Origin of the sequence: Chryseobacterium sp. WG14 (assembly GCF_024586945.1) — a bacterium.
Lineage (GTDB): Bacteria > Bacteroidota > Bacteroidia > Flavobacteriales > Weeksellaceae > Chryseobacterium.
Window position 1 is genome coordinate 177,541 of record NZ_JALCZD010000001.1, and the last position, 11,474, is coordinate 189,014.

Sequence of the window (11,474 nt, forward strand, 5' to 3'; positions counted from 1 at the left end):
TTTACTACTGAAAAATATGTAAATTAGCCTGCGAAAAATAATGAACATCTCTTTATAGAATAATCATACTATGTCCAAATTAAAAGCCGTAAGAGAGCAGAAAAACCTGACCCAGGAAGAATTATCAGAGAAGTCAAAAATTTCTGTACGGACGATCCAGCGGATAGAAGCGGGTACAGAGCCTAAAGGACATACACTCAGAGCGCTGGCACAAACCTTGGATATAGAAGAAAGCCTATTGCAGAATGCTGTCACAGTAAGTACTGATGAAGAAATCACAGAGAGTATTGAAGAATCACCGGAAATAAACTATTCTCTGATCAAAATGATCAATCTCTCTTCACTTTTATTTGTTGTGCTGCCACCCCTTAATATTTTGGTTCCTCTGTTGCTGATGTTTACAATGAAGCAGAAAAACAGTTTTGCAAGGCAGATCATTTCGGTTCAGATGTTGTGGACGGCAATGGCTCCTATTGTATTTATGTTAGGGATCTTTCTAAAGCTCGGACGCCCGTTTACCCTGATCCTCATGATCCTGATTGTACTGTCTAATGTATTTATTATTCTCCGTAACGCAGCAGAAATTGACCGGAATAAAGAATTGTATTTCAGATTGAATTTCAGTATGATATAAAACTGTCAGGGCTTTGTCGGGTTTTTGTCGGGTTCATTTTGTGTGCTGAAACATACTAAAATCTAATCTTTGTCAAAAATATTAACAATGACAAAGTATACTCATTTTATACTTCCTTTTTTCATCTTTTTCTTTAGCAATACACAAGCACAAATAGAAAAAACTGACGCTTTGTACAAGACCATTATGTCCAGAGACAGTCTGCTTTTTTCAGTAGGATTTAATACCTGTAATATTTCTCAAATGGAGAATATTTTGAGCGACCGGCTGGAGTTTTATCATGACAAAGACGGTATGTCTGATAAAAAGAAATTCATGATCGATTTTAAAAACGGATTATGCAAGGCTCCGGAAATACACCAGGCAAAAAGAGTTTTAATTGATAAGAGTTCCGAAATCTATCCTATGTACCGGAACGGAAAACTATATGCCGTTATTCAGAATGGTAACCACCTGTTTTATGAAAAAGAAAAAGGCACACCTGAGAAATTGAGCGGAGAGGCTAAGTTCACCAATTTCTGGATGGTAGAAAATGGCAGCTGGAAACTGGTAAAATCCCTGAGTTTTGATCATCATGCAAAATCAGCAATTCAGGAGGATATTCCTGAAGATGACCAGGCGATTGAAAGCTGGTTGAAAGAAAATAAAGTCCCGGCACTTGGGCTGGGAATCATTGAAGAAGGAGAACTTAAACAGATAAGAGTTTTTGGAGAAATAAAAAAAGGAGTTCCGGCACCCTATAATACCTGTTTCAATGTGGCCTCACTTACCAAGCCTGTAACAGCAATGGTAGCACTGCGTCTGATCAGTTTGGGGAATTGGAATCTGGATGAACCTCTTGATCAGTACTGGGCAGATCCTGATATTATAAACGATCCAAGACACAGCAAACTGACGACCAGAATGATATTGAGCCATCAGACAGGCTTCCCAAACTGGAGATGGATGAATCCTGATAAAAAGCTGAGCTTTCAGTTTGAGCCGGGAACACAATATCAATATTCCGGAGAAGGTTTTGAATACCTGCGTAAAGCATTGGAAAAGAAGTTTGGGAAACCGTTGGACCAGCTTGCCAAGGAACTGATTTTTCAGCCGCTTACCATGAATGATACCAATTATATTTGGGATCCTAATACAGAAGAATTGAGATTTGCGGTAGGATATAATAAAGAAGGAAAGCCTTATCCAACGGAAAAAAACAAAGCTGCCAACGCGGCGGATGACCTGCATACTACCATTCAGGATTACGGCAATTTTATGGTCAGTGTTATGAAAGGTAAAAATCTAAAGCCGGAAGTTTTTCAGGAAATGACTAAAAATCAGGTAAAAACAAAAGAACATAAATATTTTGGATTGGGTTTTGAAATCTATGACCTCGGAAATGGTGATTATGCCTTATCCCATGGAGGAGCTGATCTTGGAACACGCTGTATTGCCTTTGTGCTTCCAAAATCTGGAAAAGGAATTCTGATATTTACGAATGCAGATGATGGGTATAAAGTATATGAAAAGCTGATGGCTCATTATCTGGGAGAAGAAGGAAAGAAAATTGCAGCTATAGAAAATAAATAATGTAAATGATCATAACAACAAATCCCTGCTTTTCACTTTAAAAACAGGGATTTGTTGTTTCAATATTTATTTAAAAATAGGAGAGGATATCACTCTTATTTTACCTTTTCTAAAAGATAGAGCTTAGCTCCGGAAAAAGCCAGTTTAGGCATCACATTACCTTCCAGAACCATTGTTTTGTTGTTGACATCAATAACTGAGATATAATTATTGGAATTATACTCGATATAATTTTCCTTTTCCTTAGTGACAGGGTTTTTTCCGAACTCCAGAGCATATTTTACCCAATCTTCCTCACCCGAACTGCAGTGTACGGGTTTGAATTTAGATTTTTTAGCTTTAAAAATAATCTGGTCGAAACTGTCAGTACAGTCTGAAGTAAATGTACTTTCCGGATTCTGATCTTTCGAAAAATCTTCAAAAGAACCGCGGTACACCCCTACTACTTTCCAGGTTCCGTCTAAACGGTCTTCATCAATCTTTCCTTTGGCTTTACTTACGGCCCAGCTAATCCCGTTTACTGTTCCTTTTACCGCTTTGTAGCTTACATTGACCGCTCCCTTTACCACTTTTGCGGCAGTAGATACTACACATGAATTTAATACAAGAACGGCTGAGGCGAGAAATATTATTTTTTTCATATTGTCAGGTTTTTTTATTTGCTGCGAAGATAATGTTTTTGAAAAAGATGGTTTAGAAATTTTATCATCATTTTCATTCCTTGTGGTCGGGCGATTCAGGCCTTTTAAAACTATAACCCAGATCATAATAGATCTTGTTTTCCTGAATGGTTTTCCCCATTGCCTGAACTTCTTCTCCGGGGAGCAGTTGTTTTTTGTCAATGAGGTTTTTCTTATATTTCTGTAAGGTAGGCAGCAGATAAGATATGGTAGTGACCTGATTCTGATCATTGGCATGAATAAACATCCATTCATCAGACTTTTTATTAAAATAGCAAGACAGAAAACCACCCTGTTTTTTGGGACCGCTGTACTTCATTTTAAAACCTTTTTGGACCAAAAGGCTGTCTCTGTTAAGTTTCCCGGGGATAATATCATACCAGATACTGGATGAGGTAAATGTCTGGGCAGATGAAATACATGTTCCCGCAACAAGAGCAATACCTAACGGAACTTTTTGTCTCATCGTTACCGTTAAAAATAAGGTCAGTATATTGTTTTTCATAACTTTTATTTAGATGCCGGGATGTATTCCGGAACGTAGGCTTTTTCTTTTTTCAGAGTTTGAATATACTCTTTGCTGTATATGGCGAGACGGATGTTTGAAATATCAATCATTTTAGAATTTTTGTTTCCTGAATGATCGAATGAAAGGATTTCTTCCTCCTTTCCCTCTTTTTTAGACAGGATGTAGTAGAAATTTTCATTTTCCCAACAGCTTACTTTTTCAGATGAGCTGTCCTCAATAGGTACAAGTTTGCTGTTTTTTTGTAGAAAACTCAACAGGTCTGAAAAATCATTTTTATTTCGTGAGGCCTTATTGGCATTCAGATACGCAAACTCTCCTTTATTGTTTTCCGCCATGTCCAAAGAAGGAAATACCACTGTATTTAAAATCGCTAAAGTATCTTTTGCTTCATCATAAGCTACTGTTTTATATTGATAGCCAAAATATTTGACAGGTTTCTTTTTCCTGCTCATCCAGTCATTGGTAGACTCAAGATAAAAGTCTGAGGGCAATCTTCCTTCTGATGCGTAGAAAGCCAACGTGTCTTTTTCAAACATAGCTGTTTCCAGGGCTTTTAATGCCGCGTTTTTATTCATCTTTTTGAGATCGGTTGATAAAATTTCATCAGTTTTTTTCAACCGCGATTGGTAGAACTTTGAAACACTAAATGTTTTATCCAGTTGATCTATCAGAAGAATATCCGTATCCTGAGCCTGGCAGGAACTCAAAAACAATAATAAGACCATAAAAGGAAGTATTTTATTCTGCATTTTTTTAATTATAGCTCAAATGTAAAGATAGTCCATATAAAACCTTTCAAATTTTATCCACTCTATTTTGTGTTTTTTTTCGAACCGTGATTGGATTGGGAAGGTGTCCAGAAAAGAATAATTATTTGTCCATCAAAATACAGAAAACTACTTCCCGTCTACATACCTCTTAAGATCAGAGATGCTTTTTATCTTCAGATCTTCAGCTTGTTTTCGGCGCATCATTAAGGCATATGCATTATTAAAACCAAGTGGTTTCAGCCATTGAATTCCATATTGTTTTTCAAATGCTGACTTAACATACCGGTAGGTTTTATCGGCGCTTTGGGCAACATTTTTCAGGATTTGTGGCGTAGGCTGTAAGAGGACAAGAAGTCCGGTTCCCGTGTATTCAGGGTAAATATCAATAGCATCATTCATTAAGGCATCAAAACAGATTTTGGTTCCTCCCAAGCCTGTTTTTGTTTCTGCTTTATAGTCTGTATATCCTTCAATAAGCATAGTATACATCTCTGCAAGAATGTATTGTTCCCCAAAGATTTTTGAACCGATTCGCACCGTTCCTGAATTTCCTTTCCGGGGATTTTTATAGAGATGATTCTGTATTAAAAAATCCTTTGCAATCTTTTCCGGGGTCTGGTTGAGGTGGTCAGACCTGTAATTCAAATCGGTCATAATAGAATCGTTGAACTTACCGGCCAGCAGATTTAAGGTTTCTTCCAGTTCCGGAAATTTTTTCAATGTTTTGGTTTTAATAATGGGAGCCGCAAAGTATGGGGGAAATATTTTTTTATCATCATCAAGTACATACAGGTCAAACGCTTTGATCCTCCCGTCCGTAGAATAGCCACTGATGAGGTCCAGTTCTTTTTCATAAGCTGCTTTATACATAATGGCATCATTGACAACCAATGGATTTACATTGAGCCCATATACAGAACGCAGACCGATATCACCATCCTGTCTTCCCATAAATTCCGGGGTAAAACCGGCTTTTATTTTATGAGGTGAAACAGAGGTCAGCAGATAACCGGCTGCCATGACAACAAGAACAATTGGTGCTATATATTTCAATTTCCGGAATACCAGATACCCCGATTTTTGTATCATGGCAATCACCTGATCCAATACAATGGCCAGTAATGCAGCAGGAATAGCGCCCGCCAAAATCATATTGGTATTATTAAGTGAAATACCCCCAAAGATAAATTCTCCCAGACCACCCGCTGCTACAAATGAAGCTAAAGTGGCTACCCCTACATTAATAACGGCGGCCGTCCTTATTCCGGCAATGATAACAGGCATAGCTAAAGGAAGTTTAACCTTAAAAAGCAGCTGCCTTCTGTTCATTCCCATTGCTTTGGCAGACTCAATCACAGCAGGATCTACGCCTGTAATTCCGGTATAGGTATTGCGGATAATAGGTAAAAGAGCATAGGTTAACAAGGCTGCAATGGCCGGTTTGGGGCCGATGCCAAATACAGGAATCATAAAACCCAGGAGGGCAATACTGGGAATGGTCTGCAAAATACCGGCAATACCGAGCACAGAACCGGAAAGTTTTCTTTTTCTGGCAATCAGTATTCCTAAGGGAAGCCCTACTATAATCGCCAGCAATAAAGACAGAAAAGTAAGGCCAAGATGCTGAATGATCTGGTTTAATAACTTTTCATGCTGTTCAGCCATAAACTGCCAAAGACTCTGATGCGTCATACGGTCTGTAATTTTCTGTAATGATTAAATGCTTTGACCAGATTTTCATACAGCCCCGTATGATTGTGATCTGAACTTAATTTCTGCAAGGCATTCCAGACACTTGTATTTTCTGAAAAGCCAGATTCGTAGTGCCAATCTTCAGTATTCAGGAAAGGGGCAATATCCTGTAAGGTCGTTACTTTATATTCCAGCAAAAGCCGGCTTTCAGCAAAAAAATCGATGACGAAATTATTTTTAGGATGATAAAGCATTTCTTTTGGAGTACCGTTCTGAACAATTTTTCCCTGATCCATCAGACATATCCGGTGACCTAGCTCAAATGCTTCCTGTACATCATGGGTAACCAATACTATTGTTTTGCTTTTAAGCTCTTCCAAAGATTTAAATTCTGAATGGATATCTGCTTTCGTAATATTGTCGAGAGCTCCGAAAGGTTCATCCATCAGTAAAACCGGAGTATCGGCAATCAAAGCTCTGGCAATGCCAACCCGCTGCTGCTGTCCGCCACTTAATTCATTGGGAAACCGGGAAAGTACCTCTTCCGAAAGGTGAAGCTTAGCTAAAAGTTCGTGAGTCCTTATTTCCGTTTTCTTTTTCTCCCATTTCAACAGTTCAGGAACTACCGCAATATTCTGTTGAATGGTATAGTGAGGAAATAACCCGGAATGCTGCATCACAAAACCTATTCCCATTCTCAGCTCTTCAGCTTTCTGATCACGGATGTTTTTGCCGTCAATCAGAATATTCCCGGAATCTGTTTCTATAAGCCGGTTGATCATTTTAAGAGTGGTTGTTTTACCACAGCCGCTGGTTCCTAAGAGCACCAGTATTTCCTGATCATAGGCCTGAAAAGAAATGTGATCTACTGCGGTTTTTCCATTAAAACTTTTTGAAACTGATTCAACTGTAATCATTGGCAAAAATTATTGGGCAAGTCTGATTCCTGTAAACTGCCATTTTAAATAGGCTTGAAAAAAGTTTCGGTAGGTATTTCTGCTATGGCCGGCAGGTGTAGCTATGGAAGCACCACGCAAAACCATTTGATTGACCATAAATTTTCCATTGTATTCGCCCACAGCACCAGCTTCTTTTTTAAAATGAGGGTAGGGCAGGTAGGCCGAATTGGTCCATTCCCAGCGGTCTCCCCAGTTGAAATGATCCGATGCTGCTTCCCATTCTGCTTCTGTAGGAAGACGCATTCCTTTCCAGGATGCAAAAGCAGAGGCTTCATAGAAGTTGATATGGCACAGGGCATCATCAGGATCTACTTTCTGTAATCCGTTCAATGTATAATTCATCCATGTACCGTCAATATAATGCCAGTACAATGGAGACTCTGCCTGATTTTGCTTCACCCAGTCCCAGCCTTCGGCATGCCAGTGCCTGAAATCTGTGTAACCGCCCGCTTCCATAAATGCTAAATAGTCACCATTGGTCACCAGCTGGCTGGCTATTTCAAAACCGGTAAGATAGACTTTATGTCTTCCCAGCTCATTGTCAAAACAAAACCCTTCTCCCTGAAAGCCTATTTCATAAACTCCTTCAGCAAAACGGAGCATCTGTGTATCCTCCTCCACGGCTGGTTTTAGCATTTTCCTCTCTTTTGTATAGGCGGGAAAGAGCGGATTATGCCCCAGGATATATTTAATATCAGTCATTAATAATTCCTGATGCTGCTGTTCATGGTTCAGGCCCAGTTCCAACAGCGGCTCAATGGCTTCCGTCATGAATCTGCTCTGAAGAAAAGCTTTCATATGCTCATCCACATATTTCCGGTATTGGTAGATATCTGAAACAGAAGGCCGGCTGAGGTTTCCACGGTCGGTACGGATTACTCTTGCCCCAATAGTTTCATAATAACTGTTAAAAACAAAATTATACTGAGGATCGAAAACTTCATAGTCAGGAAAATAAGAAGCCAGAATAAAACTTTCAAAAAACCAGGTCGTATGACCGAGATGCCATTTCGGTGGACTTACATCAACGATAGGCTGTACTACATAATCCTCAATTTCCAGCGGGGCACAGATCTCTTCTGAACGTCTGCGGATATCCGTATATTTTTTCACTATATCTTTTGTGGTAATCTCTGGTGTCATATCTTTTAGTTTTAATGATGTAGTTTATATCGAATGCATCCAATACTTTTTTCAGATGCTTTACTTTTATTGTACCTGCCAGATACTGTCTACAAACCATTTTTTAGAATCTTTAATCTCTCCGGTTATGGCAAACCCTGCTTTCTCACCCAATGCTCTGATCTGTTCTGCAGAGAACTTCTGAGAAATTTCCATATCGATAAGTTCATGTTCTTCAAATGAAATGCTGATATTTCCAATTGTTACCTTTTGATTTTTAAGGCTTATCAGAAAGCTTCTGCAGGCTCCGCTTACGGGATCATAGGTTTGGTAATGCTGAAATTGTTCCAGATCAAAATTTCCTTCCAGTTCGTTATTGATGCGTGTAAGGAGATTAAGATTAAAGGCAGCTGTAATCCCGTCCTTATCGTTATAGGCACCCAAAATAATGTGGGGATTTTTTTTAAGATCAAAACCAACCAATACACGATCTTTTGGAGACAGGTTTTTATTCAGATGCAAACAGAAACTTTCAGCTTCCTCCAGGGACATATTTCCAATATTACTTCCTAAAAATAAAATCACTTTTCTTCTGTTGGATAATGAAGCCGCCTTTTGAAGCATCTCAAAATAATCACCTTCCAGGCAGGTTACTTCCATTGCCGGAAACTGACTGCTTAATTTTTTATAAAGTATGGAAAGGATATTCCCTGAAATATCAATGGGCATATACGTAAAGTCAGCTCCTTTTTTGACCAAGTATTCAAGTAAATAGGTAGATTTCATGGCATCACCAGCTCCCAATTCAATCAAATCGAAAGAATCATTTTCAGGAATGAGGAGGCCTGCCAGTTCATCTGTTTTATTTTTAAAAATATCAAGCTCACAACGGGTAAGGTAATATTCAGGCATAGCCATAATTTTCTGGAAAAGACGATCTCCAATTTTATCGTAAAAGTATTTTGAAGATAACTTTTTGGGAGTGCTTTGTAAGCCGTTTAAAACATCCGGACGAAAATAATCAATAGAATAATTTTCAGTTTTAGCATGTGAATCTAACTGTACATTCATAGGTCTTATTTTGTGTGGTTTTTAGATAACTGCAATTATCTTGCCTTTCAAAACATCGAATTCCTCTGATATTTTATTAATTTAAATATAGACAATTTTATTTTTAATAGATTGAATTTCATCATGTTTTTAAAATATATGGGACTTTTTTCTGGAAAAAACGTATGAGATTCATGGATTGATTTGGAAATGTAAAACGCTCTTGTAAAAGGATTTGTAAGGGATTTTTAATAGGTATTATAGGTTGGAAAACGCAAGGGCGCAAAGGTTTTTAAATAATGTGCTGTTTTAAGGCGCAAGGAAATCATAAATTTCCAGCAAGTAATCTGTGATTTATGTAACGCAAAGGAATAGTGATTAGAACGTTTTATTATAAGGCAACAAAGAAGAGCAACTTTGTCGCTGAATAAGCTGTATGGAAAAACGTAAGCTTTATCAAAATCGACTGGCATGGCATATAATAGATATGTAAATCTATGTGAGTTGCCTGGAGAAAGCTATAACCACAAATCGAAGATGCAACGTAGCCGAAAGTCACAAAAGGTTTAGGAACACTTTAGGAGAATGGAGTTACAAATAAACTACTGAGAAGTTCACATAAATTTTTTGAAAATCTCTGATTTTCTTAAAGTGTACTTACTAATATGTCATAAGTTCCTGACTTTCTAAAGTGAACTCAAGTGTTTAAAAAAAATATCAGAAAAATGTGCTCAATCTGTGGAGAAAAATTAATTTTCTTCAAGCTTTATTTTATTGATTAACGGATTGGCATACATCGACAGGAAATGTTCTTTTGAAATGGGATCTGACGGGTCAATACGCATCTCCAGCCTTCGGATAAACAGTTGTTTTTCCTGCTCGGTATACTGTGAAGCATAGGTATGGGTATTGTGAAGCAGATCATAGGCTATAAATTTCGTTGGCCATAGCTTATAATTCCGGATAATGGAATCATCAATGATCTGTGCAACAGCCTGGAGCTGCTTATTTTTATTCTCAATGGTAGCTGCAATATCATCCAGTTCTTTGTCAATGACATGACCGGCATGGAGATGAATTCTTTTCTTTTGACCCAATATACCACTAAGCATGGTGGTAAAATCTTCATTTTTACCTTTTATGTATTCCTCTTCCCTGTGTTTGGCCAGCAGTTGAGGCATTTTTAAAGAATCGGTAGGGTCATATTCATAGGAGATGGAGATGGGAACAATCTTTAAGGATTTAAAATAATCTGTTAGGGACTGATCTCCCGCTGCCATTGCCAGCATTTTTAAAACCCCTTGCTGAGTAGCATCATTACCGTCTTTGGCACGGCCTTCACGCTGGGCAATCCATACGGAACGCTTTTCCTGGTGTAATTGCTGCTCAATATATTCGGACATGATCTGTGAACTTTTAAGCTGATCACGCAGCGACAGCCCTCTCTGAACTAAAAAGTTACGGTTCAGTTTGGCTAATACATTCAGAAACTTTCTCCCAACAAGGTTGTCACCAATGGCTGAAGCGGTCATAATGTGGCCGCTCTCCAGTAATGCAAGGTTAAGTAGGGAAGTGTCCAACACAATATCCCTGTGATTCGAAATGAAAAGGTAAGGGGTATTTTTATCCAGCTGATCGAAACCTGAAGTCGTCAAACCATCAGAACTTTTTGTAAGGATCTGACGAACGGTCTGTGCTATAAAATGCCTCTGAAAATCACTGATGGAATGAATATTTTTAAACTGTTCCAGCCAAATTTGCTCATCCGTATCTGGAAAAGTAAAATTCATCAGCGCTTTCATCATAGGGTCGCGGGATACACTCCCTAACGCTTCATTCACCTCCTGATCATGGAAATACCGGATTTCATCAAACTTCGACATGCAATTATTTAAAATTTAAAACCTTTTTGCAAAAGAACAAAAATTATATGAGAATGCCGTAGAATGTAGATGAAAGTATTATGATTGGCTTAGAATATATAGCAGGCAGAAAATTAATTATAGTTTTTATATTAGATAGCATTTCTCTTATATTTCACTCGTGCTAATGAAAAAATATTTGGGTATGAAAATAAATATTAAAAACGATATAAATTACGGGTTTCCATAAAATTATATAATGTTTTTAATTTTCACTGTTAAGAGAATTTGTAATTCATATGCATTACTAAAAATTTTAAATATTTTACAAAATTGCCTGATGGCAAAATTAAGTGAAGAAGATAAGTTATTAAGAATTAAGATTGCAAAACGTTTGAAGAAAATAAGATCCGAATCAGGTAATATTCAATCAAAGTTTGCAACTGATAATGAGATGGACAGACAACTTCTAAATAGTTGGGAAAACATTAATAACGACCGAGGAATGACAATTTACAGTATTAATCGAATCTGTAAAATTATCAATATTACTTTAAAGGATTTTTTTGATGATCCCATTTTCAAAGAAGAATAAAAAGATATT

Annotated in this window: 11 protein-coding genes; 3 read left to right on the forward strand and 8 right to left on the reverse strand. The window is 37.7% G+C overall.

Translation table 11 applies throughout. The annotated features are described in order from the left end of the window. Positions 1-70 precede the first annotated feature (70 nt). Positions 71-634, forward strand: a complete 564-nt coding sequence (locus tag MP478_RS00755) for a helix-turn-helix transcriptional regulator (RefSeq protein WP_257199276.1) — start codon at positions 71-73, stop codon at positions 632-634. Between the two features lie 87 nt (positions 635-721). After that, positions 722-2,206, forward strand: coding sequence for a class A beta-lactamase-related serine hydrolase (locus tag MP478_RS00760; RefSeq protein ID WP_257199277.1), 1,485 nt, complete (start codon positions 722-724; stop codon positions 2,204-2,206). A gap of 95 nt (positions 2,207-2,301) precedes the next feature. On the opposite strand, the gene MP478_RS00765 is transcribed toward MP478_RS00760, so the two are convergent. From MP478_RS00765 to MP478_RS00800, 8 genes are all read right to left on the reverse strand, one after another. Beyond that, positions 2,302-2,847, reverse strand: a complete 546-nt coding sequence (locus tag MP478_RS00765; RefSeq protein WP_257199278.1) for a hypothetical protein — start codon at positions 2,845-2,847, stop codon at positions 2,302-2,304. Positions 2,848-2,920: 73 nt separating this feature from the next. After that, positions 2,921-3,391, reverse strand: coding sequence for a hypothetical protein (locus MP478_RS00770; RefSeq protein WP_257199279.1), 471 nt, complete (start codon positions 3,389-3,391; stop codon positions 2,921-2,923). A 5-nt stretch (positions 3,392-3,396) separates the two neighbouring features. After that, positions 3,397-4,164 (reverse strand): hypothetical protein, encoded by a 768-nt coding sequence (locus MP478_RS00775; RefSeq protein WP_257199280.1) that lies wholly within the window; start codon positions 4,162-4,164, stop codon positions 3,397-3,399. 147 nt (positions 4,165-4,311) lie between these two features. Further along, on the reverse strand, positions 4,312-5,877 hold the full coding sequence (locus MP478_RS00780; RefSeq protein ID WP_257199281.1) for an ABC transporter permease/substrate-binding protein: 1,566 nt from the start codon (positions 5,875-5,877) through the stop codon (positions 4,312-4,314). Beyond that, entirely contained in the window at positions 5,874-6,794 is a 921-nt protein-coding gene (locus MP478_RS00785) for an ABC transporter ATP-binding protein (RefSeq protein WP_257199282.1), read from the reverse strand. The genes MP478_RS00780 and MP478_RS00785 overlap by 4 nt, the downstream gene beginning before the upstream one ends. A gap of 9 nt (positions 6,795-6,803) precedes the next feature. Further along, positions 6,804-7,979 carry an ergothioneine biosynthesis protein EgtB gene (gene egtB, locus MP478_RS00790; RefSeq protein ID WP_257199283.1) on the reverse strand — a complete coding sequence of 392 codons (1,176 nt, stop codon included), beginning with the start codon at positions 7,977-7,979 and terminating at the stop codon, positions 6,804-6,806. Between the two features lie 66 nt (positions 7,980-8,045). Further along, positions 8,046-9,029, reverse strand: coding sequence for an L-histidine N(alpha)-methyltransferase (egtD, locus tag MP478_RS00795; protein ID WP_257199284.1), 984 nt, complete (start codon positions 9,027-9,029; stop codon positions 8,046-8,048). Between the two features lie 728 nt (positions 9,030-9,757). Beyond that, the gene (locus MP478_RS00800) at positions 9,758-10,891 is read right to left on the reverse strand and encodes a 1-acyl-sn-glycerol-3-phosphate acyltransferase (protein WP_257190638.1); all 1,134 of its coding nucleotides are present in this window, start codon (positions 10,889-10,891) and stop codon (positions 9,758-9,760) included. A gap of 319 nt (positions 10,892-11,210) precedes the next feature. Between MP478_RS00800 and MP478_RS00805 the strand changes: the two genes are divergently transcribed. Beyond that, entirely contained in the window at positions 11,211-11,465 is a 255-nt protein-coding gene (locus tag MP478_RS00805; RefSeq protein WP_257199285.1) for a helix-turn-helix transcriptional regulator, read from the forward strand. The last annotated feature ends 9 nt before the right edge of the window (positions 11,466-11,474 follow it).

Coding starts and splice junctions, on each gene's coding strand:
- MP478_RS00755 (WP_257199276.1), top strand. CDS start 71: ATGTCCAAATTAAAAGCCGTAAGAGAGCAGAAAAACCTGACCCAGGAA.
- MP478_RS00760 (WP_257199277.1), top strand. CDS start 722: ATGACAAAGTATACTCATTTTATACTTCCTTTTTTCATCTTTTTCTTT.
- MP478_RS00765 (WP_257199278.1), bottom strand. CDS start 2,847: ATGAAAAAAATAATATTTCTCGCCTCAGCCGTTCTTGTATTAAATTCA.
- MP478_RS00770 (WP_257199279.1), bottom strand. CDS start 3,391: ATGAAAAACAATATACTGACCTTATTTTTAACGGTAACGATGAGACAA.
- MP478_RS00775 (WP_257199280.1), bottom strand. CDS start 4,164: ATGCAGAATAAAATACTTCCTTTTATGGTCTTATTATTGTTTTTGAGT.
- MP478_RS00780 (WP_257199281.1), bottom strand. CDS start 5,877: ATGACGCATCAGAGTCTTTGGCAGTTTATGGCTGAACAGCATGAAAAG.
- MP478_RS00785 (WP_257199282.1), bottom strand. CDS start 6,794: ATGATTACAGTTGAATCAGTTTCAAAAAGTTTTAATGGAAAAACCGCA.
- egtB (WP_257199283.1), bottom strand. CDS start 7,979: ATGACACCAGAGATTACCACAAAAGATATAGTGAAAAAATATACGGAT.
- egtD (WP_257199284.1), bottom strand. CDS start 9,029: ATGAATGTACAGTTAGATTCACATGCTAAAACTGAAAATTATTCTATT.
- MP478_RS00800 (WP_257190638.1), bottom strand. CDS start 10,891: ATGTCGAAGTTTGATGAAATCCGGTATTTCCATGATCAGGAGGTGAAT.
- MP478_RS00805 (WP_257199285.1), top strand. CDS start 11,211: ATGGCAAAATTAAGTGAAGAAGATAAGTTATTAAGAATTAAGATTGCA.